25 protein-coding genes are annotated in these 24,450 nt (G+C 36.6%); 21 read left to right on the top strand and 4 right to left on the bottom strand.

The genetic code is table 11. The features are described 5' to 3' along the window. Positions 1-5 precede the first annotated feature (5 nt). A complete protein-coding gene (locus LQU94_RS03200; RefSeq protein ID WP_230635204.1) occupies positions 6-1,784 on the bottom strand; it encodes an NFACT family protein in 1,779 nt (592 codons plus the stop codon). A 77-nt stretch (positions 1,785-1,861) separates the two neighbouring features. Between LQU94_RS03200 and LQU94_RS03195 the strand changes: the two genes are divergently transcribed. The 15 genes from LQU94_RS03195 to LQU94_RS03125 are packed head-to-tail and all read left to right on the top strand — an operon-like array spanning position 1,862 to position 16,518. Then, entirely contained in the window at positions 1,862-2,731 is an 870-nt protein-coding gene (locus LQU94_RS03195) for a YicC/YloC family endoribonuclease (protein WP_230635202.1), read from the top strand. A 60-nt stretch (positions 2,732-2,791) separates the two neighbouring features. Further along, a complete protein-coding gene (gene gmk, locus LQU94_RS03190) occupies positions 2,792-3,409 on the top strand; it encodes a guanylate kinase (RefSeq protein WP_230696361.1) in 618 nt (205 codons plus the stop codon). Then, positions 3,406-3,705 carry a DNA-directed RNA polymerase subunit omega gene (gene rpoZ, locus LQU94_RS03185; protein ID WP_230635200.1) on the top strand — a complete coding sequence of 100 codons (300 nt, stop codon included), beginning with the start codon at positions 3,406-3,408 and terminating at the stop codon, positions 3,703-3,705. Before gmk ends, rpoZ begins: the two co-directional genes overlap by 4 nt. Position 3,706: 1 nt before the next feature. After that, the gene (gene coaBC / locus LQU94_RS03180) at positions 3,707-4,903 is read left to right on the top strand and encodes a bifunctional phosphopantothenoylcysteine decarboxylase/phosphopantothenate--cysteine ligase CoaBC (RefSeq protein WP_230635198.1); all 1,197 of its coding nucleotides are present in this window, start codon (positions 3,707-3,709) and stop codon (positions 4,901-4,903) included. Between the two features lie 36 nt (positions 4,904-4,939). Beyond that, positions 4,940-7,279: a primosomal protein N' gene (gene priA, locus LQU94_RS03175; RefSeq protein ID WP_230635196.1), complete on the top strand. Its 2,340-nt coding sequence runs from the start codon at positions 4,940-4,942 to the stop codon at positions 7,277-7,279. Between the two features lie 9 nt (positions 7,280-7,288). After that, positions 7,289-7,759: a peptide deformylase gene (gene def, locus LQU94_RS03170; RefSeq protein WP_230635194.1), complete on the top strand. Its 471-nt coding sequence runs from the start codon at positions 7,289-7,291 to the stop codon at positions 7,757-7,759. Between the two features lie 5 nt (positions 7,760-7,764). After that, positions 7,765-8,694 carry a methionyl-tRNA formyltransferase gene (gene fmt, locus LQU94_RS03165; RefSeq protein WP_230635192.1) on the top strand — a complete coding sequence of 310 codons (930 nt, stop codon included), beginning with the start codon at positions 7,765-7,767 and terminating at the stop codon, positions 8,692-8,694. 2 nt (positions 8,695-8,696) lie between these two features. Next, the gene (locus LQU94_RS03160; protein ID WP_370631501.1) at positions 8,697-9,398 is read left to right on the top strand and encodes a zinc metallopeptidase; all 702 of its coding nucleotides are present in this window, start codon (positions 8,697-8,699) and stop codon (positions 9,396-9,398) included. After that, positions 9,398-10,669: a 16S rRNA (cytosine(967)-C(5))-methyltransferase RsmB gene (gene rsmB, locus LQU94_RS03155; protein ID WP_230635190.1), complete on the top strand. Its 1,272-nt coding sequence runs from the start codon at positions 9,398-9,400 to the stop codon at positions 10,667-10,669. The genes LQU94_RS03160 and rsmB overlap by 1 nt, the downstream gene beginning before the upstream one ends. Before the next feature lies 1 nt (position 10,670). Beyond that, positions 10,671-11,705 (top strand): 23S rRNA (adenine(2503)-C(2))-methyltransferase RlmN, encoded by a 1,035-nt coding sequence (gene rlmN, locus LQU94_RS03150; RefSeq protein ID WP_230635188.1) that lies wholly within the window; start codon positions 10,671-10,673, stop codon positions 11,703-11,705. Then, on the top strand, positions 11,702-12,415 hold the full coding sequence (locus LQU94_RS03145) for a Stp1/IreP family PP2C-type Ser/Thr phosphatase (protein ID WP_230635186.1): 714 nt from the start codon (positions 11,702-11,704) through the stop codon (positions 12,413-12,415). The genes rlmN and LQU94_RS03145 overlap by 4 nt, the downstream gene beginning before the upstream one ends. Positions 12,416-12,423: 8 nt before the next feature. Next, positions 12,424-14,364: a Stk1 family PASTA domain-containing Ser/Thr kinase gene (gene pknB / locus LQU94_RS03140; protein ID WP_230635184.1), complete on the top strand. Its 1,941-nt coding sequence runs from the start codon at positions 12,424-12,426 to the stop codon at positions 14,362-14,364. After that, on the top strand, positions 14,364-15,248 hold the full coding sequence (gene rsgA / locus LQU94_RS03135) for a ribosome small subunit-dependent GTPase A (RefSeq protein ID WP_230635182.1): 885 nt from the start codon (positions 14,364-14,366) through the stop codon (positions 15,246-15,248). The genes pknB and rsgA overlap by 1 nt, the downstream gene beginning before the upstream one ends. Then, positions 15,239-15,886, top strand: a complete 648-nt coding sequence (rpe, locus tag LQU94_RS03130; RefSeq protein WP_230635180.1) for a ribulose-phosphate 3-epimerase — start codon at positions 15,239-15,241, stop codon at positions 15,884-15,886. Before rsgA ends, rpe begins: the two co-directional genes overlap by 10 nt. Then, positions 15,886-16,518 carry a thiamine diphosphokinase gene (locus tag LQU94_RS03125; protein ID WP_230635178.1) on the top strand — a complete coding sequence of 211 codons (633 nt, stop codon included), beginning with the start codon at positions 15,886-15,888 and terminating at the stop codon, positions 16,516-16,518. The genes rpe and LQU94_RS03125 overlap by 1 nt, the downstream gene beginning before the upstream one ends. Positions 16,519-16,556: 38 nt before the next feature. On the opposite strand, the gene LQU94_RS03120 is transcribed toward LQU94_RS03125, so the two are convergent. Both LQU94_RS03120 and rpmB read right to left on the bottom strand, forming a co-directional pair. Then, positions 16,557-17,507 carry an NAD(P)-dependent oxidoreductase gene (locus LQU94_RS03120; protein ID WP_230635176.1) on the bottom strand — a complete coding sequence of 317 codons (951 nt, stop codon included), beginning with the start codon at positions 17,505-17,507 and terminating at the stop codon, positions 16,557-16,559. A 75-nt stretch (positions 17,508-17,582) separates the two neighbouring features. Beyond that, positions 17,583-17,774: a 50S ribosomal protein L28 gene (rpmB, locus tag LQU94_RS03115; protein ID WP_230635174.1), complete on the bottom strand. Its 192-nt coding sequence runs from the start codon at positions 17,772-17,774 to the stop codon at positions 17,583-17,585. 172 nt (positions 17,775-17,946) lie between these two features. Here rpmB and LQU94_RS03110 point away from each other — a divergent pair, with 172 nt between their 5' ends. The 6 genes from LQU94_RS03110 to LQU94_RS03085 are packed head-to-tail and all read left to right on the top strand — an operon-like array spanning position 17,947 to position 23,559. Then, the gene (locus LQU94_RS03110; RefSeq protein WP_370631503.1) at positions 17,947-18,288 is read left to right on the top strand and encodes an Asp23/Gls24 family envelope stress response protein; all 342 of its coding nucleotides are present in this window, start codon (positions 17,947-17,949) and stop codon (positions 18,286-18,288) included. 13 nt (positions 18,289-18,301) lie between these two features. Further along, positions 18,302-19,948: a DAK2 domain-containing protein gene (locus LQU94_RS03105; RefSeq protein WP_230635170.1), complete on the top strand. Its 1,647-nt coding sequence runs from the start codon at positions 18,302-18,304 to the stop codon at positions 19,946-19,948. A gap of 3 nt (positions 19,949-19,951) precedes the next feature. Continuing rightward, positions 19,952-22,021 carry an ATP-dependent DNA helicase RecG gene (gene recG / locus LQU94_RS03100; RefSeq protein ID WP_230635169.1) on the top strand — a complete coding sequence of 690 codons (2,070 nt, stop codon included), beginning with the start codon at positions 19,952-19,954 and terminating at the stop codon, positions 22,019-22,021. 53 nt (positions 22,022-22,074) lie between these two features. Further along, on the top strand, positions 22,075-22,638 hold the full coding sequence (rsmD, locus tag LQU94_RS03095) for a 16S rRNA (guanine(966)-N(2))-methyltransferase RsmD (RefSeq protein ID WP_230635167.1): 564 nt from the start codon (positions 22,075-22,077) through the stop codon (positions 22,636-22,638). Then, complete coding sequence (gene coaD, locus LQU94_RS03090) at positions 22,635-23,138, top strand: pantetheine-phosphate adenylyltransferase (protein ID WP_230635165.1); 504 nt, start codon at positions 22,635-22,637, stop codon at positions 23,136-23,138. Before rsmD ends, coaD begins: the two co-directional genes overlap by 4 nt. Continuing rightward, on the top strand, positions 23,116-23,559 hold the full coding sequence (locus LQU94_RS03085; protein WP_230635163.1) for an ATPase: 444 nt from the start codon (positions 23,116-23,118) through the stop codon (positions 23,557-23,559). The genes coaD and LQU94_RS03085 overlap by 23 nt, the downstream gene beginning before the upstream one ends. Positions 23,560-23,862: 303 nt before the next feature. On the opposite strand, the gene LQU94_RS03080 is transcribed toward LQU94_RS03085, so the two are convergent. Continuing rightward, the gene (locus LQU94_RS03080) at positions 23,863-24,288 is read right to left on the bottom strand and encodes a hypothetical protein (RefSeq protein WP_230635161.1); all 426 of its coding nucleotides are present in this window, start codon (positions 24,286-24,288) and stop codon (positions 23,863-23,865) included. Positions 24,289-24,450: the final 162 nt, after the last annotated feature.

The raw sequence follows: 24,450 nt of genomic DNA, 5'->3' as shown, positions 1-24,450 counted from the left end.
AAAAGCTACGGGAGTATTGTTCCCGTAGCTTTTTCATATTTTTTTAGTTTCGAAAAAATCTTCTTATCTGGAGTTACAAAAATGGTCTGAAAATCAGTATAGATAACAAGCCCCGGTTGATTTAGAGGATGTCGTTTAATATATTTTCTTTCGGTATAATCAATTTCTACATTGGCAGACAGTTTTTGTCGACTGTAGTAGGCCGCCAAAGAAGCAGCCATTTCAATGGCTTCTTTTGTTGGCTCTTCCGGAGAACGGAGAATAACATGGGAGCCTGGGCCAGATTTTACATGGAACCATAAATCGTCTTTTCGAGCAAATTTCAAGGTCAACTCCCCATTTTCTCGGTTGTTTCGTCCAACGTAAATTTTCTCTCCCGTTTCTGTTTCAAAAGAAAGAAAATCTCTTTGTTTTTCTTTCTTTTTCTTTTTTTGAGAAGAAGGAGATTTTTTTAAGAACTCTTCCCGGAATTCCTCTTTAATTAAATCAATATCTTCCACAGATTCGGCTTCCTCTAAGGTAAATAGGAGTTCGTCTAAATAACGAATATCTCCTCGCGTGTGTTTTAATTGTTCTTGAATGGTAGATTCTGCGTGTTTTAATTTTGAATATTTTTTGTAATAGTGGGCCGCATTTTGAACGGCGTCTTTTTTTATATCCAAAGGAATCGTAACAGGGTTCATATTGTCGTAAAAATTCTCTAAGGTAACTTCTTGATCCCCTCGTTCCACAGCCCAAGAATTGGCAGAGAGAACATCTCCATAGATTTTATACTTTTCCCGTTCCTTAGCATCACGAAGTTCCAATTCCATCTTTTCTTGTTTTTTCAAGGCACGATCCAATTGATTTTTTATCATTTTATGGAGATTTTGGCTTTTTTGGCGAATGCGATCTCCTAAATCTTTAGAGGTAAAAATATTGTCTAGCATCTCGCTAATCGAATCGTAAGATTTTCGGGACGAGTCGGGATATTGAGTCAAAGGAAGACAGGAAAAGGCAACAACTCGGTCTCCCTCAAAAATTCCATTGGGCTCGTAACGATTTTCCTTTAGAATCTTCATAGTAGAAAAGAAAGCTTCCTCCAATTTTGGAAGTTCCTCTTTCATATGAGAAAGGGGGAGGGCATCTTCAATGGTGGCGCGATAGGAAATTTCCCGGGCAATTAAAGGACTAAAGCCCATATAATTTTGAAGTAAGAAATTTTTCACGCTAACATCGGAAGAATTTTCAAATTTTTCCCGAAACCTTTCTGGTGTTTCCTTTAGAGGATTTTCCTTGGATAGAATTTCTTCATAAGAATAGGGAAGCCCCGGCAAAACTTGACGAACTCGAGAAACCATAGAATTTACACGTTTGATACTATCAATAACGGTATGACTTTCTTTATCAATTAAAATAATATTCGAATGACGCCCCATAATTTCAATGGCCAGAATTTTTTGCACGCGGTCAAACAATTCATTGGTTCCTTCCAAATGAATATGAATCATTCGGTCCATTTCAATTTGTTCAAATCCCAAAATAGTGGCCGATTCCAAATGTTTTCGCAGTAACATACAAAAAGCGGGTGGTGTTGAGGGATTTTTCTTTTTCTCTTGGGTAATATAGGCCCTTGGATTGTTAGCGGAAGCAGACAAAATAAGATTTCCTCTGTTTTTCCCACTACGCAATTGGAGAAGAAGCTCATCTTTTTCCGTCTGGAAAATTCGGTCTACTTTTCCTCCTGTAAACTGTTCGTTTAATTCATATATTAAGGCTTTGGTGACGGTGCCATCAAAACTCATCGTATCACTCCTTTTAATTCCACCTTTAAGCCGTAGGTGGTTTTATTGTATAATACCATATAACGAGGGGTGATTGTATGTTTAGCATGACAGGTTTTGGAATTGGAGAAAGACAAAAGGAAGAATATTCCATTAAAATCCAAATGAAATCCGTAAATCATAAATTTTTGGATATAAAAATTCGCGGAACAGGGGATCAAATGGCTTTGGAGTCTTTGATTAAAGATCGATTGAATAAAGAATTTTCGCGGGGTCACATTGATGTATATGTGGATATAGAATATATATTGCAAGAGAGCCTTGAATTGGACGAAGAATATTTGGCCACTGTACAAGAGATATATGAGAGAGCGGGAAAGTTAGTGGGAAAAGAAGAGACCATTTCTTTGCCATGGCTATTGAATCAAAAGGGCGTTATGATTAAGAAGGATCAAAGCGTAGAAGAAGAGGATTTTAAGAAGGATTTTGAAGAGGCTTTATCTGATGCGGTAAATGGGTTAAAAGAAATGCGCCGAGTAGAAGGGGAAAGCTTGCAAAAAGATTTGGAAGAAAAATTAAAAATTCTTCAAGAAATTGTTCTTCGTACAGAAAAGAAAACCCAATGGACACAAGAGGAGTCAAAGGCGATTTTAAGAGAACGAATTGAGGAATTATTAGGAGAATATTCCATGGACGAAAGTCGTTTTGCGACAGAAGTGGCTTTGTTAATGGATAAAATTTCGATTGAGGAAGAAATTGTGCGATTGAGTTCTCATATTGACCAATTTAATGGTATAATGAACTCTATAGAACCCAAAGGGAGAAAACTGGATTTCTTATTACAAGAAATGAATCGAGAAGCAAATACGATGGGTTCAAAGGCAAGGGATATTGAAATATTACATGATGTAGTAGAGATGAAAACATATATCGAAAACTTGCGTGAGCAAGTTCAAAACCTTGAATAGTATGGAGATTCCATGCAAAAATTACATTCAAATTTCAGAAAGAAAGATTGGTGGATAGATTTGTCGAAAGGTTTTTTATTGGTCCTATCTGGGCCATCAGGAAGTGGGAAAGGTACCGTAAGCCAAGCGTTAATGGAAAGAAGAAATGATATTATCTTTTCGACTTCCATCACAACAAGACAACCTCGCCCAAATGAAGTGGATGGGGAAAATTATTTTTTCAAAACAAAAGAAGAGTTTGAAAAAATGGTTGAAAATGATGAGTTACTAGAATATGCTTACGTTCATACAAATTATTATGGAACTCCAAAAGAATTTGTATTTAATGAAATTGAGAAGGGGGAAATCGTCCTTTTAGAAATCGATGTTCAAGGGGCCCTTCAAATAAAGAAGAAATACAAAAAAGCAGTGTTTATTTTCTTGCTGCCACCAACAATGGAAGAATTGAAAAAACGAATTGTAAACCGTGGTACAGAAACAGAAGCCGATATCAATACTCGTTTTTCCAATGCCTTTAAGGAGTTGGATTTTGTAGGGGAGTATGATTATTTCGTAGTAAATGATCGAGTAGAACAAGCGGTAAAAGACATTGAAAATATTATTGCTGCGGAACGTCTTCGTGTAAAGAGACATGATGATATTAAAAAGAACTTAATAGAAGAGGGGGAAATTCGTTGAATATATTATCTTTTGGCGAAATTTCAAAAATTTCAAATAGTAGATATAGTTTGGTAATGTTGGTTTCAAAAAGAGCTAGAGAAATTGTAGATGGCGATGAACCATTAGTAGAAACAACTCATGAACGTCCGGTTTCCATTGCTTTGGATGAAGCAAGCCAAGGAGCGATCTCTTTTTGTAGCAAAGAGGAAGAAGAAGCACAAAGAGCTTTGTGGAAAGAAATGGAATTAAAAGAAGCAGAACGATTGGAGTCTGAAAAAGAATTTTCCGAAGAGGAAATGAGTCAGGAGGGTTAATATGCTTACAGGTAAGCGTATCCTTCTCGGCGTAACGGGCGGAATTGCCTGTTATAAATCAGTAGATTTAGTAAGTCGATTGAAGAAGCAAGGAGCAGAAGTCAAAGTAGTTATGACAGATGCTGCTTGCGAATTTGTTTCCCCTATTACTTTTCAAACTCTTTCAGGTAACGTGGTTCATACAAAGATGTTTGATCAATTGTTTAATATGGATGTGGAACATATTTCTTTGGCAAAATGGGCCGATTTAATTGTAGTGGCTCCAGCAACCGCCAATACCATTGCAAAAATCCGTTATGGTATTGCGGACAATATGTTAACGACGGTATTGCAAGCAAGAAGATGTCCTTTGGCCATTGCTCCTGCTATGAATACAGCTATGTATGAAAGCAAACAAACCCAAGAAAATATGAAAGCCTTGAAAGAAGAAGGCGTCCATTTCTTTGATCCATGTGATGGGCTATTGGCTTGTGGGGATGTAGGAGCCGGAAAAATGATGGAACCTGTAGATATGGTAGAAAGAATTCGCTACGTATTTACAGAAAAAACTTTAGCAGGGAAAAAAGTTGTGATTACAGCAGGTCCAACTTTGGAGCGAATTGATCCTGTTCGTTTTGTCTCCAATCATAGTTCTGGGAAAATGGGATATTCTATTGCCGAATTGGCAAGAAATCGAGGAGCGGACGTAACATTAATCAGTGGACCAACGAAATTAGAAGCCCCTTGGGGGATGAAAGTTATTCCGGTGGAATCGACATTGGAAATGTTTGCGACGGTAGAAAAAGAATTTGACTCAGCGGATATTCTTGTAAAATCGGCAGCACCTTCTGATTTCCGACCTGCTCATTATACCGATGAGAAAATAAAGAAAAAAGAAAAAGATTCTCTAACCATTGAATTGACACCAAATCCAGATATTGCGAAACATTTTGGAAAATTAAAGAAAAATCAATTCATTGTTGGCTTTGCAGCAGAAAGCCATATGCTAGAGGAACACGCCCAAAGAAAATTAAAAGAAAAAGGCTTTGATTTTATTGTGGCCAATAATATTACGCAAGAAGGAGCCGGATTTAAAGGCGATACAAATATCGTAAAAATTTTCCATAAAGAAGGATGGCAAAAAGACTATCCTATGATGGCCAAAACAGAATTGGCAAAAGTTATTTTGGATTTAGTAGAAGAAGGATTGAAAAGCTAGAGATTCTCTAGCTTTTTCTACGTAGGAGGAGAAAATATGTATGTTGAAGTATTTATAGACAAATCCATACGACAAATCGATCAGCTTTTCACTTACTGCGTACCAGAATCTTTTGAAAAAGAAATAGAAATCGGAAAGCGAATCATTGTTCCTTTTGGTAAGGGAAATCGAGAAGAGATGGCTGTGGTGATTCGAATTTCTGACTCGGCGGAAACGGAAACAAAGGACATTCTCTCGATTTTAGATAAAGAACCGGTTTTGTCTCCAGAAAGAATTGCTCTAGGGATGAAAATGCGAGAAAAATATCTCTTAACCTATCATCAAGCTTTTTCTTGGTTTTTGCCAAAATCCATTATAGGAGAGATGGAAGAACGCTATTATTTACAGGAAAATTCCTCTATAGAAGGGTTAAAAGAAAAGTTTGGAAACAAAGAATATCTTACTTATGAGGAAGTAAAAGATATTCCCAAAATAAAAATAGCTTTAGAATCAGGAGAAGTTCAGCGTTCTTTCCAATTGAAACAGGGCGTAAAAAAGAAAAAAGATTTCGTTTATTGGATCAACCCGGACCGAAAAAAAACCGAAAAAATGAACGAAAAACAAAGGCGGGTCTTAGAGTATTTAGAAGAAAAAGGGCCTCTTTCACAGAAGGAAATCATGATGGATTTACAAATAAGTCCCAGTCCGATTCAGACCCTGGAAAAGAAGGAATGGATTCTAAAAAAAGAAAAAAAGCCAGAAGTTTTAGGGAAAAAGAAGTCACCTGTACAACTAAATCAGGAACAAAAACAAGTAGTAGAACGCATAGAAAATAGCGAGAAAAAGAAATTCTATCTTCATGGAGTGACGGGGAGCGGAAAGACAGAAGTTTATATGGAGTTGGCGAAGAAGGTATTAGAAAAAAATCAGTCGGTTTTGATTTTGCTTCCAGAAATAGGACTAACGCCTCAAATTACCCATCGTTTCCAAGAGCGGTTTGGAAATATTCTTTCAGTGATTCATTCTCGCCTATCCTATGGAGAAAAAGCAGAGGCTTGGATTAAAATTCTACAACAAGAGAGTCGCATTATAATTGGGGCGCGATCTGCTATTTTTGCACCGATTCAAAACTTAGGCCTTATTGTAGTCGACGAGGAACACGAGGAAAGCTATGGATATCATAATGCTCTTCGTTATGACACTAGAGAAGTGGCAGAAATGTTAAGTGAAATTGAGGGAGCGAGATGTGTATTTGGCTCAGCCACTCCATCGGTGAATGCTTTTTATCGAGGCACAGAAAAAAAAGAATTTGAGATTCTAACCTTGAGCAAAAGAGGACACGAGAAGGCAAAACCGCCTAAAGTGGAAATTGTCGATATGAGGGAAGAGCTAGAGAGAGGAAATGTAAGTATTTTTTCTGAAAAGTTGTTCCATGGTATTCAGAAGGCAATGGAACAAAAAAAACAAGGGATTCTTTTTCTCAATCGAAGAGGATATAGTCATTTTGTAAGTTGTAGAAGTTGTGGGCATGTTATGAAATGTGAAAATTGCGATATTTCCATGACCTATCATCAAAATATTGGTCGACTCCGTTGCCATTATTGTGGAAAGACGGAAGAGATGCCAAAAACTTGTCCCGTTTGTGGAAGTAAATATTTGAAACAATTTGGAATTGGAACGGAACAAGTAGAGGAATTTACAAGAAAAATGTTTCCTAAGGCACGAATTCGTCGGATGGATCGAGATACAATGACGGAAAAAGGAAGCTACGAAAATCTTTACCAAGATATGAGAGAGGGAAAGATTGATATTCTTATAGGAACACAAATGTTGGCAAAGGGGATGGATTTCCCTAAAGTATCTTTTGTTGGAGTAATTGCAGCCGATACATCTCTATATGTGTCCGATTACAAAGCTCAAGAACGAACCTATCAGCTTTTAACCCAGGTTTCTGGTCGAGCCGGTCGTTTTGATGGGATCGGAGAAGCTGTAATTCAAACGTACACGCCGGATAATTATAGTATTGAACTTTCAAAAGAGGAAAATTATTTGGCGTTTTATAAAAAAGAATTGGACTTGCGAAAAGCAAACAACTATCCACCTTTTGTAAAATTATTTTTCCTTCGATTGTTATCTGAAAATCGGTCATTGGCTTATGAAGAGTCGGGAAAATGGATTCGAACCATGGAAAAGATGAAGGAACAGAAAAAATTGACCATGGAAATTTTAGGCCCTTCTGAGCAACCGAAAATACGAGGGGAATATCAGTTTGAAATTGTGGTAAAATGCGATTTGAAGGGCTATGATTTGTTATTGGAAGATATGAAACGGGTATTATATAATTATTACCGAAAAAATCAAAAAAACGAAATAAAACTACAAATAGATATGGATTAGGAGGAGAATATGGCAATACGTACCATAAGAACAGATGAAGATCCTATTTTGCGGAAAAAATCTCGTGAAGTAGAAAAATTTGATGAGAATTTGAAAAATTTGATTGAAGATATGAAAGAAACAATGTATGAGGCCCAAGGAGTGGGATTGGCCGCCGTACAAGTGGGAATTTTGAAAAAGGCCATTGTAATTGACGATTATGAAGGAACAAAATTGGAATTAATAAACCCTATTTTTAAATCTCGCGAAGGAGAGGTGGATGGAATGGAAGGTTGTCTTTCTGTGCCAGAAAAGATGGGAAAAATTTGTAGAGCAGAAAAAGTGACCATCCAATACCAAGATCTTCAAGGGAAAAAGAAAAATTTAGAAGCAGAAGGTTTTTTGGCTCGCATTATTCAACACGAAATGGATCATTTGGATGGAATTTTATACACAGACAAAGCCACAGAAATGTATGATGTAGAGAAACAAGGAGAGTGAGTCTGGTGAAATGTGTTTTTTTTGGAACGCCTGATTTTGCCATTGCTCCATTAAAAGCTTTGGCTGAGAAAGTAGATGTTACTTTGGTTGTTACACAAGAAGATAAACAAAAAGGCAGAGGGAAGAAATTACAGCCAACTCCTGTGAAAATGGTGGCGGAAGAATTGGGAATAGAAGTGTTCCAACCCAAAAATATAAACGATCCAGAATCTATTGAGTATTTGAAAAAACAAGAAGCAGATCTTTTTGTTGTAGTTGCTTATGGACAAATTTTGAAACAAGATGTGTTGGATATTCCGAAACTTTATCCAATTAACATTCATGGGTCTATCCTTCCCAAATATCGTGGAGCCGCTCCTATTCAACATGCCATTTTAGAAGGAGAAGAAACGACGGGAATTAGCATTATGAAAATGGAGTTAGGGTTAGATAGCGGTCCAGTTGCCTTAGAAAAACATTTAGAAATTGGAGATATGGACACGGGAGAACTTTTTGAAGCGGTATCCCATTTAGGAGCAGAGGGAATTGTGGAATTTGTTTCTTTGGTAGAAGAAGGAAAGGTTCACTTCCAAGAACAAAACCATGAGGAGAGCACCTACGCAGATAAAATTCATCCTTCTATGGGAGTGTTGGATTTTTACAATGAAGAGGCTCCTGTATTAAAAAGAAAAATTCAGGGATTTTCTCCTAAACCAGGAGCAAAATTTTCCGTAGAGGGGTCCACTTTCAAAGTATTTGCTTCAGAGATTGTGGAAAAAACATTGAATCCTGGGGCTTTCCAAGTGGAAGGGAAAAAATTATATATAGGGACAAAAAAAGGAGCCCTTTCTCTTCTTTCCATTCAAAGGGAAGGAAAAAAACGAATGGATATTGCTGCCTTCTTAGCAGGGAATCCATTGGGAGAGAAAGGATTTGTAGATAGAATCGAGGGATAATTATGCCTTATATGCCATTTATGATGTACAATTTGGAATATTTGATTTATATTTTACCGGGATTGATTTTGGCCATGTATGCCCAAAGCAAAATTTCATCCAATTATGCAAAATATTCCAGAGTAAACAGCGGAACCGGAAAGACGGGTCGTGAAGTAGCCCGAGAAATTTTGGATCGAAACGGGCTATATACCGTTCAAATTGAAAGAATTAGTGGAAACTTAACCGATCATTACGATCCAAGAAGCAAAGTTTTGCGATTAAGTCAAGGGGTATATGATTCAACCTCTGTTGCCGCTTTAGGAATCGCAGCCCATGAAGTAGGCCATGCGGTTCAAGACGCTGAAAATTATGGATTTTTGAAACTTAGAAACGTATTGGTACCAGCAGCAAATTTTGGCTCTCAATTTGCCTTTATTTTAGTAGCTCTAGGAATTTTCTTCCAAAACTTTTTGGTAGAATTAGGAGTAGCTCTTTTTGCCATAGCTGTTTTATTCCAATTGATTACGTTGCCCGTTGAATACGACGCATCCAATCGAGCAAAAGAGGAACTACAAACCATCATTTATTCTGAAGAGGGAACGGTTGGGGTACGCAAAGTATTATCTGCGGCGGCTCTTACCTATGTAGCCTCATTGTTAACAGCTTTAGGAACTCTTTTGCGTTTATTATCAATTGCAGGAAATTCAAGGGGTAGAGATTAATGACGAAAAAAGTTCGAGAATACGCATTTGAAATTTTGCGAGATTATGAGGAAGGAATTTACTTAAAAGATAGCCTTTCTCTTATCGGGAATAAAATTTCAGATGAAAGGGATCGAAGATTTTTACAAGAAATAACTTATGGGACGGTTTCCAACGAAATATTTTTGGATGCCGTTCTTTCTAAGTTTGTAAAGAGGAATCAAAAAATACAAAAAAACATTCGAATCATTTTGCGATTGGCTCTATATCAGATTCATTTCTTAGACCGCATACCCAATCATGCCATTGTAAATGAAGCCGTTGAGTTAACAAAAACCTATGGAAACAAAAAAGCAAGCGGTTTTGTAAATGGAGTTTTACGAAATGTTTTGCGAAATCCTCAAGCTTTTCAAATCGAAACGAAAGACCATTTAGAAAAACTTTCTTTGGAATATTCTTTTTCAAAAGAATGGATAAAGTATTTTCAGAGTGTTTTATCCAAAGAGGAGGTTCCGTTGTTGCTAGAATCCATGAATCAACAAGCTCCTTTTAGCATTCGAAGCGTCCAAATGAATCGAGAAAAATTGGCAGAAGAGCTAAAAAAACACGGGTTTGCATCAAAGCTTTCGGAAATTTCCAATGAGGGGTTAATTATAGAAAATCCCAACGGATTGTTTGAAACAGAATTTTATAAAAAAGGTGATTTCTATGTTCAAGACATTGCTTCTCAAATGGTGGCAAAAATGTTGTCTGAAAAAGGAAAAAAGGGATTGGATGTTTGTGCGGCTCCTGGGGGAAAAACATTTCAACTTTTAAGAAAATGCGACCAGGTGGTTGCTGCTGATAGCAATGAAAATCGGTTATTACAATTAAAAGAAAACGCCCAACGACTCGGCCTTACAAAAAATTTAGATATACAGGTGCAAGATGGAACTCAATTACATAAGGCGTGGGTTCAATCCTTTGATCGGATTATTGTAGATGCACCTTGTTCTGGTATTGGTTTAATTCGAAGAAAACCAGAAATTAAAAATCGTGTCACATGGAAGGATTGCAAAGAACTTTCAAAAATTCAGTTAAAGATTCTTGAAAATTCTGCTCAATATCTTTCAATGGATGGAGAACTTGTATATAGTACTTGTACCATAACAAAAGTTGAGAACGAAGAAGTTGTGGATGCTTTTCTAAAGAAAAATCCAGACTTTGAAAAGGCCTCATCATGGAAGAGGTATTGGCCACATATTCATGGTACAGATGGATTTTCTATGATATTGTTAAAGAGAAAGGGATAATATGCATTGGTTAGAGATGACAGAAAAAGAACTTTGTGAATATTTTAAGGCACAAAATCTCCCTTCTTTTCGTGGTACGCAAGTTTTTGAAGGAATTCATGGTCAAAGAAAAACCCTAGAAGAAATTCAAAATGTGCCAAAAAAAATAAAAGAAATTTTGCCTGGGGCTTTGTCTTCTGTTCAAATAGAAAAAGTTTTTCCTTCTAAAAAAGATGATACAAAAAAAATGCTATATCGTTTGGAAGATGGGGAGCTCATTGAAGGGGTTTTGATGAAGTACAAACATGGGCATAGTCTTTGTGTTTCGACTCAGGTAGGTTGTAAGATGGGTTGTCGCTTTTGTGCTTCTACACAAAATGGAAAAATTCGAGATCTGCGACCTTTTGAAATGTTGGAGCAGATATACGTAGTGGAAAGAGAATTGGGAGTAAATATTTCCAATATTATTTTAATGGGAAGTGGCGAACCCTTAGATAATTATGAAAATGTAATACAATTTTTAAGGGTTCTACACGATCCAAAAGGGAAAAATTTAAGCTATCGAAGTATGACGATTTCTACCTGTGGGTTGGTCCCAGAAATTTTGCGTTTGGCAGAGGAACAAATGCCAGTGCAATTGGCCATTAGTTTACATGAAACGGATCAAAAACGAAGAGAAAAACTGATGCCTGTGGCTCATAAACATTCTCTATCTCAATTGTTTAAGGCTCTAAGGGAATACCAAGAGAAAACCAAACAGAGAGTTACTTTGGAGTATACAATGATTGAAGGGGAAAACGACCAGGAAGAAAATCTAAAAGAGTTGATTCGATGGACGGAAAACTTAAATGTGTTAATAAATTTGATACCATTAAACCCAAATGAGCATTATAATGGAAAGAGACCGGATCGCAATCGAATTTATCAATTTCAACATCGTTTGGAAAAAAATCATAGAAACGCAACGGTTCGAAGAGAGCTGGGTTCGGATATTAATGCAAGTTGTGGTCAGTTAAAAGCTGGGTATGAAAATGGAATAAAAGGTGTTCGAGAATGAAATCATATATAAAAACAGATATTGGTCATAGGGAAAATAACGAAGACAATTATTTCCTAGACAAAAACAATCGATATTTTATTCTTGCAGACGGTATGGGAGGCCATGCCGCCGGAGAAAAAGCGAGTGAATTAGCTGTTAGCATTGTCAAAGAAAAATTAAAAAATAAGGTAAAAAATGAGGACGGTTTGGTTCGTCTTATGGAAGATGCCGTTGTAGAAGCCAATAAAATCATTTATGAAGAATCCTTAAAGAATATTAAATATAGAGGAATGGGTACAACCCTTAGTTTGCTCTACATTTTTAAGGGAAAATTCTATTTTGTAAATATTGGAGATTCTCGAATTTATGCTTTGATAGAAGGAGAATTGGAACAATTGTCCAAAGACGATAGTTTTGTAAATTATCTGCTAGAAATTGGCGATATTACTCCAGAGGAAGCAAGAGTTCATAACAAGAGAAACGTCCTAACAAAAGCTTTGGGCACCAACGAAACCATAGAATTTGACGTACATTCCTTAAAATGCAATGAAATAGATTGTGCTTTGCTTTGTTCTGATGGACTTAGCGATATTCTAACCAATGAACAAATCGAATTGGTATTGAACGAAAAATATGACAGCGAAACCAAGGTAAATACACTTGTAGATCAAGCCTTGATTCTAGGTGGACAAGATAACATTACCGTAATCTTAATAGACAGAAGGTAGGTGAGTTTATGAAGCACATGGTATTAGCAGAACGTTACGAATGTTTGAAAAAAATAGGAACAGGTGGCATGGGCGATGTGTATCAAGCTCACGACCGCAGATTGGATAGAATTGTTGCCATAAAAATTCTAAAAAGCGAATACAATGAAGACGATAACTTTATTCGAAAATTCCGTAGAGAATCTTTGGCAGCAGCCAGCATCTCTCATCCAAATATCGTAAGTATTTATGACGTAGGGATGGATGAAATTGACGATGTGAAATTGTATTACATTGTTATGGAGTACATTGATGGGAAAACTTTGAAACAATTGATTCGAGAAGAGGGTCTTTTATCTCAAAATTTGGCCTTGAATTACTTGATTCAAATTTCAGAAGCCCTAAAAGTAGCCCATAGCAAAAATATTGTTCATAGAGATATTAAGAGCCAAAATATTATGATTACAAAGGATAATCGTGTAAAAGTTACAGACTTTGGGATTGCCCGTATGGCAGGAAATTCTACCGTAACAGTGACCAATGCGGTTATGGGAAGTGTTCATTATTTTTCTCCCGAACAAGCAAGAGGACAAAAAGTCGATGCACGTAGTGATATTTACTCTATGGGGATTGTTCTTTATGAAATGTTAACTGGGGAAGTTCCTTTTGACTCAGAAAATCCAATTACAGTGGCTCTTATGCATGTTCAAAATGAAATTCCATTGCCATCGGAATTGAATCCGCGGGTAAGTTCTTCTGTAGATCAACTATTCCGTAAAATGACTCAGAAAAAACCACAGGATCGATACGATAATGTGTCCCAGATTATTGAAGATGGAAAGGCCATTTTATTAAATAAAGTTGGTATGGGAGGCAGCTATAATACAATGCCTACGGGAGAAACGAGTACTGTTATTGCGGGAACTCGACCCAATTATGGAGAGCCTCAGAAAAAACGTCCCGTTCAAAGAAAACGGGAAAAACCGATAAACGAAAATAAGAAAAAAGAAGGAAATAAAATTGCTGGTTTTGCAGGAGTTGTCGTGGCGATTCTTTTGATTTTGGGATTGATATTTGGAGTTCCAAAAATCAAAGAAATCATGTCTGGAGAAGGCGATCCAGTGGTAATGGAAAATTTTGTAGGAAAATCTTTAGAAGAAGCACAAGAATTTGCCGATACTAACGAATTGATTTTAGAAGTTTCTGGACGAGAGCCAAGGGAAGATGTGGCTGAAAATACAGTTCTCAGTCAATCCATTGATGAGTCGGTGGAATTAAATCGAGGGGATCGCTTTTCTGTTGTTATATCCCAAAGCATTGATACGGTTCCCGTACCAGATATTGAAAATATGAGTGTAACGGAAGCTCAATCCAGATTGAATGAATTTGAATTGGATTTGGAAATTGTAGACACAGAATTTTCGGATCGAGTTCCAAACGATCGAATCATTCGTCAATCTCCAGAATCAGGAGCTCGTATTGAACGAGGTGGAATTGTTCAAATCGTTGTAAGTAAGGGACAAGAAAATAAATTGACCTTGGTTCCAAATTTAAGGGGCGTGGATGTAGAAAAAGCGGAGGCCCTATTGGAACAACAAGGGTTAAAACTTGGTAATGTTTCTGAAAGAGAAGATAAATCGGTTGCCAAGGGAGAAGTTGTATGGCAACAATACGAAAGCGGAAATCAAATTAAAGAGGGGACCAGTGTTAATATTATTATTAGCTCAGGACTTCCTGAACCAGATCCGATTGTAGAAGAAAAAAGTTTGAACTTGAATGTTGAACTATCAGATGATGGACAAAGTCATTCTGTAGAGATTGTAAAAGTTTCAAAAGAGGGAAGAGAAGTAGTGGAAACCATGACATTAGATGGTGGAGAATCTGTAATTATTCCTGTTCGTGGCGCCGTAGGGGATCAATTTGAAATCCTAGTGGACGGGCAACGTCTTCGTTCAGAAACGGTGAGATAATGACAGAGCAAGGGAAAATTATAAAACTTTTGGGAGGATTTTATTATATTCAAGACCAAGAGGGAAAAGTGGAAGAATCTCGTGCAAGAGGAGTTTTTCGCCATCAAAAGCAAAAACCTCTTGTGGGAGATTGCGTTCGATTTTCTAGAGGAGAAGGGGAAGAATTAAGTTATGTAGAAGAAATTTTACCAAGAAAAAATTCTCTTCTCCGCCCTCCTGTGGCCAACATTGATCAGTTGCTTTTGTTTGTTCCCATTCGCTTTCCCAATTATAATTTATATTTGGTAGACAAGATGATTGCCCATTATGAATCTTTGGAAATCGAAGTGATAGTGGTAATTTCTAAGGCAGATTTGGATTTAGAAGCAGCAGAATCTTTAAGAAATATTTATAAAAAGGCAGGGTTTTCCGCCTATCTTTTATCTGAAAATAACCAAGAGATGATAGAGGAAATAAAGAAGATCCTCTCCCATAAAACAACGGCACTCGCTGGTGTTTCAGGAGCGGGGAAATCCACTTTTGTTAACTCTATATTGGATTTGGAATTGGAAACACAATCCGTAAGCAAAAAATTAAACCGAGGAAAACATACAACTCGCCATACGGAATTAATGATGGGAGAAGAAGGAATCCTTCTGTTTGATACTCCTGGGTTTTCAAGTATGGATTTAGAAGAAGTAGAATCTACGGAATTGGATGAATTATTTCGAGAATTTTTGCCCTTTAAGAAGCAGTGCAAATTTATGGATTGTCACCATATAAATGAGCCAAAGTGCGGGGTACGCGAAGCTTTGAAAGAAGGGGAAATTACCGAAAGTCGTTACGAAAACTATGTAAAAATATATGAAGAACTGGTGGAAAAGGAGAGAGAAAGATGGCGTTAGTGGCAGCTTCTATTTTGTCCTGTGATTTTGGCCGAATGAAAGAAGAAATTGAATTTTTGGACGAACAAAAAGTGGATTATATTCATGTAGACGTAATGGACGGACATTATGTTCCCAACTTAACCTTCGGCCCTCCTATTATTAAGGCGATTCGCCCTTATACGGAAATTCCTTTTGATGTCCATTTGATGATTGAAAATCCTGAAAATTCCATAGATCAATACATCGATGCAGGTTCTGATCGAATTACAATTCATAACGATGCAACCATTCATTTGCATCGCTTGATTCATAAAATCAAAGAAGCAGGAGTCAAAGCGGGGGTAAGTCTAAATCCCCATCAATCTCCAAAAGAAATTGAATACGTATTGAAAGATTTGGATTTGGTTCTATTGATGAGTGTGAATCCAGGATTTGGAGGCCAAAGTTTTATTCCCTCTACATTGGATAAAGTAAAAGAATTAAAGGAATTGCTACAAAAACACAATTCTTCAGCAGAAATTATTGTTGATGGAGGCGTGAATCAGAATACAGGAAAAGAATTGGTGGAAGCAGGAGCGGATGCTTTGGTGGCGGGATCTTATATTTTTAATGCAGAGAACCGTTCTGAAGCCATTGAATCCTTGCGAAATTTATAATGAACGTACTTATAATTTCCGGGGGAGATTTCCCCTCAAAAAAAACAATGGAAGAAGAATTGGATTGGGCAGACTATATTATTTGTGCTGATCATGGATTTGATTTATGTAGAGAAATGAAAATTCTTCCCAATATATTAATAGGGGACCTAGACAGTGTTTCGGGAAAAAATTTGGAAGGAATGAAAGAGGAATTTGAAATTCTAAAATTGCCTTCAGAAAAAGATGAGACGGATACAGAGGTTGCCTTAGATTTTGGGTTGGGAAAAAATCCAAAGGAAATCCATATTGTTGGTGGATTTGGAACGAGAAAAGATCACGTTTTGGGAAATTTTTTCCTATTAGAAAAATACAAAGATTCCCCTTGTCAAATCGTTTTGCTTGACGATCGAAATCGTGTGATTTTTCTGAAAGAAGGGAAGCATTCAATCGAAAAAAGAGGATTCCACTATGTTTCCATATTGCCTGTTTCGGAGTGTTTTTCTTATAGTACAGAAGGATTTCAATACGAGGTAGAAAAGTTGAAATTAAAGCGAGGCACGCCACGGGGAATTAGCAATGAACTAAAAAAGGATATAGGCACAATAATCGTTCATGAAGGAATGAGTTTTTGCATTCAATCGATAGATTAAAAAAAGACTACTCGTACGAGTAGTCTTTTTTGTATAATTTATCCATTCACTTGATTTCTTGGTTTTTTACTATGGCCAAAATCCATAATATTATCAACACAAGCTTCACCCATTTCTAAGCGAGCTTCGTACGTTGCATTTCCTAAGTGAGGAACGAGAGTAACTTGTTCCAAATCAAATAATTCTTTGGTTACTTTTGGTTCAAATTCGTAAACGTCTAATGCCGCTCCAGCAATTTCACCAGATTTTAGGGCCTCTACCAAATCATCTTCTTTGACCAAAGGTCCACGAGCTGCATTAATCAATATGGCAGAATTTTTCATAGCAGCGAAAACATCTTTGTTGATCATATGATGAAGATCTGGATGGAAGGCCGTATGAAGAGATAAGAAATCTGCCTTTTGGATGACTGTATCAAAGTCCGCATAACGAATGTGTTCGGTCTCAAAATCCTCTTTTCGAGTTCTAGAAAAATAAACAACGTTCATTTCAAAAGCTTCTGCCCGTTTGGCTAAATTTTTTCCAATATTTCCCAAACCAATAATGCCAAGGGTTTTTCCCTTTAATTGGTTCCCTAAGAAATAAGTAGGTCTCCAACCGTGAAAATTTCCTTTTCGCAAATCTTTTTCTCCTTGAACAATTTGGCGAGCTTGAGCCAGCATAATACCAAAGGCGAGTTCTGCAGTAGAAACGGCAGAAGAAGGGGCCGGTGCGTTTGTAACGACAATACCCAAACGTTTGGCTTCTTCAATATCAATATTGTCGTAGCCTGCGCCATAATTGGCTACCATTTTTAAGGTGGAGGAAGAGTTCAAAATTTCTTTGTCAATTTTATCCGATAAGGGACAAAGTAAAATTTCGCAATCTTTTACTCCTTCCATAAGCTCTTCTTTTGTCAAAGGGACATTGCTATCATGGTATTGAATCGTAAACCCTTCTAATTTTTTCAAAATGGATTCAGGAATACGGCTACTAATAAATAATTTCATTACATTACCTCCTAAAAAGACGATCTTCTAAAAAAGGTATACAAAAAGCCGATTGAAACAATCGGCCATTCACCATTAGTTTGCACGCTGAACTTTGCCAGAGCGCAAGCAGCGAGTGCATACATTAATTCTCTTATTTGAGCCATTCACGACAGCACGAACTCTTTGGATGTTTGGAGACCAACTTCTGTTACCTCTTTTATGAGAGAAAGATATTGTGTTTCCAAATTTCTTTTCTTTACCGCAAATTTCACATTTCTTCGACATCTTAGCACCTCCTTGCCGCCGATTTACAATACAAGGTATTTTACCATAAATTGAAGCAGATTGCAAATAGATTCCTGTATATAATTCATGGCTTTTCTTTTATTGTATAGAAAAAATATGGTATAATAGAAACACCTATGGAACAAAGGAGGCGACGAACTTGCCAGTAAATATGTCATCAGACAAAGGAAATATTACTATAGATAATAATGTAATTGCAACCATTGCTGGAATTTCTGCGATGGAAAGCTATGGAATTGTTGGAATGGCGTCAAAAAATGCCGCTGACGGTTTTTTTGAATTGCTTAAATTTGAAAATCTAACAAAAGGTATTTATGTTGATACAGAACACGAAAGAATCAATATTCAATTGCATGTAATTATTGAATATGGCATTCGTATTTCAACCGTTGCTCAAAATGTAATGGATCGAGTACGTTTTAATGTAGAGTCTTTAACAGGTTTGGAAGTCGATACGATTGAAGTTCTTGTTGAAGGAATTCGTATGGACTAGCGGAGGAAATGGAATGAAAGAAATCAATAAGGAAACCTTGATCGACGCTTTTGAAAGCGCCGCCAATTTTCTTGTGCATAAAAAAGAAGAAGTCAATGAATTGAACGTGTTCCCTGTTCCTGATGGAGACACAGGTACCAACATGAGTATGACGGTTAAAAGTGCCATTAAACAGATGAAAGAAGGAAATCCTAAAACCGCTGGAGATGTGGCTATGCTTGCAAGTCGCGGTGCCTTAATGGGAGCGAGAGGAAATAGTGGCGTTATTTTATCCCAATTGTTTAGAGGATTTTCTGAAAGTGTAAAGGATTTAGAAATCATCGATGTTCAAGCTTTGGCTTTGGCCTTGAAAAAAGCTTCAGAAATGACTTATCTTGCAGTTATGAAACCAACAGAGGGAACCATCTTAACCGTTGGTAGAGAAGCGGCTGATTATGGCTTACGGATTGCAAAAAAACATAAGGAAATCATTCCTTTTGCAAAAGAAGTTTTAGAAGCGGCCAATAAATCTTTAGAGAATACGCCGAATTTACTTCCTGTATTAAAAGAAGCAGGCGTGGTGGATGCTGGTGGAAAAGGTCTCTGTGTAATTTTAGAAGGAGCGATTCTTGCCTTAGAAGGGAAGAAATTTGAAGAGGCAGATGCTTCAGAACCGACTGCAAAGAAAAATCTTGTACAAAAGAGAGAAAGTATTTCTACCGATACTATTGCTTTTGGGTATTGTACAGAATTTATTGTTACAACGGAAAAAAATGGCGTAGAGGCACTCAAAGAGAAGCTAACTCCTTTGGGAGATAGTTTATTGGTTGTTGGAGATGACAAAATGATTAAGGTCCATGTCCATACCAACGATCCCGGTAAAGCTTTGCAATTTGGATTAGAGCACGGATTCTTAAAAGACATAAAAATTGATAATATGCGTTTACAGCATGAAGAAATTTTATTTACAGAAGAACAAGTAGAATCTACCCAAAAAGAAGAAATCTCTTCAGAAGATCCAATGAAAAAGTATGGATTTGTGGCGGTTTCTTCTGGGGAAGGAATTGAAGAGCTATTCAAAAACCTTGGGGTGGATTACGTTGTAACAGGCGGCCAAACGATGAATCCAAGTACAGAGGATTTATTAGAGGGTGTTCGCAAAACCAATGCTGAAAATGTATTTATTTTACCAAACAATAGTAATATTATTATGGCAGCCAATGCAGCCAAAGTCATTGCAGAGTGCAATGTAATGGTAATTGAAAGCAAATCGATTCCACAAGGAGTTTCTGCTTGTTTGGTATTTAATGAAGAATTGGATCCAGAGGAAAATTTTGAAACCATGGTAGAAGCCATTGGAGAAATCAAAACAGCTCAAGTTACCTATGCCGTTCGAGATACCGATATGAATGGTGTAAAAATCCACAAAGATGATTTTATTGGAATTTCCGGTAAAGACATTCTTTTCTCGAGCAAAGAGTTAAAAGAAACAACTTTAGAAACCATTAAGAAATTAATCGATGAAGACACATCTCTTTTAACCATCTATTCTGGAATGGATACGAAAGAAGAAGAAGTAGAAGAACTGATGGAAGAAGTAGAAGAACTTTATGACGATATTGATGTAGAAATTGTGGTTGGGAAACAGCCGATTTATTTCTATTTGTTATCTGCAGAGTAAACGATGGACGCTTCGCGTCCATCTATTTTTTTAGGAGCGGCTATGAAACTTTCTGACAATATATCAAAAGTAAAAGGGGTAGGTCCAAAAATTTCAGAGAAACTCCACCGATTAAAAATACATACTGTAGAAGATTTGCTATTTCATTTTCCTCATCGTTACGAAGATGAAACTAGAGTTGAGACCTTCAAATCAGCCCCTATGGATGAGAAAAGAAGCTTTATTGCAACGGTAATAGAGGTTCGTCCTCCTGTCCGGAAAAAGGGAAATCTTTGGATGTCAAAATTGTTAGTAGAAGATGAAAGTGCAGAAGCAGAGCTAACTTTTTTTAATCAACCTTACATTTCCAAACAATACAAAGTAGGGAATCGAGTTCGTTTGTATGGAAAAGTCAATTATTTTCGCGGAAGGCTTAGTATGTCTTCTCCCAAAATAGAGTTTTATCATTCTTCTTTAGATGCAGGAAAAATAGAACCGATTTATCCAGCAGTGGAAGGATTGCGACAACAAAAAATCGCTGCTTTAGTGGACCAAGCTCTCAAGGATATTGAGCTTATAGAATTCATGCCCAAATATTTACAGGAACGATATGGATTAATGAATCGGAAAGATGCCATCGTAAAAATGCATCACCCTAGAACCATGGAAGAAGTTATAGAGGCTAGGAATCGCTTGGTGTTTGAAGAATTTTTTGTTTTTCAGCTGGCTCTTTGGAATATTCGAAAAGAGAGAAAGTCAAAGGCTCCTATATTTAACGATAAAGGACTCATTGGAAAAATCTTAGAAAATTTATCCTTTGAATTAACCAATGGACAGAAACAAGTTTGGACAGAAATCGAAAAAGATTTCCAAAGTGGGAAAGCCATGGGCCGATTGATTCAGGGAGATGTAGGAAGTGGAAAGACGATCCTATCTTTATTGGCTTTGGCACGAGCGGTAGAAAATGGATATCAAGGGGTTCTTATGGCGCCTACAGAAATTTTGGCGAGACAACATATGGAAAGTGTGATAGAAGTCCTGGAACCTCTCGGTGTCCGTGGAGAACTTCTAACAGGATCAACAACAGAAAAGCGAAAAAGAGAAATTTTAGAAAATGTAAAAAATGGAATGGTAGATGTTTTGGTAGGGACCCACGCTTTGATTGAAGATAATGTGGAGATTCCGCAATTAGGGATTACTATAACAGACGAACAGCATCGATTTGGCGTCAATCAACGAAAAAAACTCCAAGAAAAAAATGAAATTTCCCATCATTTGGTTATGAGTGCCACACCGATTCCTCGAACCCTAAGCCAAACGATTTATGGAGATATGGATGTATCCACTGTGGAAGGGTTACCACCTGGACGGCAACCGATCGATACCCTTGCCATTAATAAAGAAGGATTGGAACAATCTTTTCATTTTATGGAAGAGCAATTAAAAAAAGGCCATCAAGCCTATGTGGTATGTGCCTTAATTGATGAAAATGACAAATTGGAACTGGATTCAGCCGTTTCAGTCTATGAACGACTATCCGAAAGATTCTCCTCTTGGAATGTGGAACTTCTCCATGGACGAATGGATAACGGGGCCAAAGATGAGATTATGGGACGATTTAAGAGAAATGAATCGCAAATTTTGGTTTCTACAACGGTAATTGAAGTAGGAGTTAACGTTCCAAACGCCAACGTTCTATTTGTGTATAATGCCGATCGATTTGGTTTGGCCACCCTTCATCAGTTGCGCGGACGAGTAGGTAGAGGAAGTGTAAAATCCTATTGTATTTTATATAGTGAATCGGAAAATGAAATGGCATGGAAGCGTTTGGGAGTCATTCAAAGTTCCAATGATGGATTCTATATCGCCCAAAAAGATTTAGAACTTCGCGGCGGAGGAGATGTTTTTGGAACAAGACAGTCAGGGATGGCAAATTTTCGAGTAGGGAATCCTCTATTGGATCAGAATATAATGAGATATGCTTTATTAGAGGCCAAAGCGGTTGTGGAAGGAAACCATTTGAACGAGAAAGAACTTCCTTTATTGTATGAGCAGTATAAAAAAACTCTAAGGAATCAAGAGGGAAGTGAGTAGAACAATTGTATATCTATTTTTTTTATGATAAAATTCTATTCTAGGAGGATGTTGTGCGAATTATTTCAGGATCAGCAAGAGGGAGAAAGTTAATCTCTCCGAAGGATAAAGATATAAGACCTACAGAAGATCGTGTGAAAGAAAGTGTATTTAATTTATTGCATGGACCTTTTTATGATGTATTTGTCCTCGATTTATTCTCAGGCTCAGGGGGAATAGGAATTGAATTTTTGAGCCGAGGAGCCGGAATGGTATGGTTCAATGATGTTTCAAAGAAAAATATTGAAACTACCCGAGCGAATGTAGAAATGGTAAAATTAAAAGAACAAACCAAAATTCTTCAAATGGATTTTGAAAAATGTTTAGAAGAAGCCAAAAGAAAAGACATTCGCTTTGATTATATTTATTTGGACCCACCCTATGCAAAGATAGAATTTTATAACAAAGCAATGGAAAAAATCCAAGAATACAATTTACTCGCAGAAGAGGGAAAAATTATTGTAGAAGCCCCTAAGGAGTATGAATTTGATTTTGGTTCCGCCTATTCTTTATGGAAAGAAAAAAGTTATGGAACCACAGGAATTTGGATTTACCAAGACAACGAGGAGAGTTCATGAAAGTAATTTATGCTGGGAGTTTTGACCCAGTAACACATGGTCATTTGGATATCATACATAGAGCCAAGGAAATCTTTGGCGAGGTTATAGTTGTGGTATTAAAAAATAAAAATAAAAAAGGTTTGTTTTCTGTAGAAGAGCGTATGGACTTGTTAGAAAAGGTTCTAAAAGAGGAAGAATCCATTGAAATCGATAGTTATGAAGGCCTTTTGGTAGACTACGCTCAAAAGAGAAATTGCAAAACGATTGTTCGCGGATTGCGATCTGCCACCGATTATGAAAGTGAATATATGTTAGCTATGGCAAATCGAGAATATGGAACTGGACTTGAAACCTTATTCTTATTGTCTTCAAGCCAACATTTTTTTGTAAGTTCCACTTTGGCAAAAGAGGTAGCAACATTTGACGGAGATACAACGATGTTTGTTCCGGATATTGTAGGTGAAGCATTAAAAGAAAAATTGGGAGGAAATGACGATGGATGTAATTCGATTGATTGAAGATTTAGAGGATATGTTGGAAGTTAGCAATACCATTCCTTTAACAGGAAAAGTTATGGTGGACAAAGAAGAAGTAATGCATATTTTGGACCAATTGAAAAACCAAATTCCTCAAGACGTTTCCAATGCGCAAAATATTGTAGCAAAAGAAAATGAAATCTTAGAAGATGCCAATATGCAAGCAAAACAAATTGTCCAAGCAGCCCATATGGAAGCACAAAAATTAGTAGATGAAGACGAATTGGTTATTTTAGCTCAAGAAAAAGCGAAAGAAATGATGGATCGTGCAGAAGAAGAAAGCACACAGATTCGTAAGTCTTCTCGTGAATATGTCGATGGTTTATTGGAAGAAACACAAGTTCAATTGTCTGATTTGATTAAAACCATAAACGCAAATCGCCAAGAATTAAGAAACGAATAAATAAAAAAAACTCAGGCTTATAGACCTGAGTTTTTTTGCGGGAAAATGGAAGTTGTAATAATGAAAGGGAATAAATAGGGTTGGTTAAAAATCTCATAAAAAAGAGTTTTGTTTTTCAAGGAGTTTGTATAATAATATTCTCAAATTCAACGCATGAAAAAACGCGTTTTTATTTTATAATAAGAAAGGTTCAATGTTTAAACTATACAAAAATTTAGACGAGAAAATTCCCAAAAAGATAGGATATAACCAAACCGACCAAAATTCCTGATACAAAAATCAATAAGAAACGTAAATTTCTATTTACCATGATACTTGACACCCCCCAGAATAACAATATGCTACTCTACCATCATTATAAACGACAATTCTTTTCACTCCATTAGGCTTTCTTTTTATTTTATTTTCTATGTTCTTCAAACCTAATGCAATCCATTGGCCGGGAGCTTTGCCAGTTTTGTATGTAATAACTCCATCACCAACGTACCCCACAATAACTCCTAGAAAGAAAATTGCTACGGCCCCTACTGCTAGAGGTTCTATTTGTAATTCATTTATTTCTTTTTCAGACATAGATTGGATTTCATTCTCTGTATAATAGTTTCCATATTTACTAATATAAACTTGTTCGTTGTTCATTTCCTCTAGAGATTTAGCCTGAGCGATTGATGAACACAGGAATTGTGAAGTAAGCAAAACGGCCAATAAAACACATAAAAACTTTTTCATATTTTTTCCTACTACAAGAATTCAAGCAATATATCCTCAAGAAATCGATTTCTTGAGGATATATTATCATATGTATATATATATATCAACCTAATATAACAAGAAATTACAATTTAATTAATTAAAAGGCTCTATATCTATAAAGTGAATCCATAGATATAG

Source organism: Peptoniphilus sp. KCTC 25270, assembly GCF_021012875.1.
Lineage (GTDB): Bacteria > Bacillota > Clostridia > Tissierellales > Peptoniphilaceae > JAJMZJ01.
This window is presented reverse-complemented; position numbering and strand designations above follow the sequence as displayed.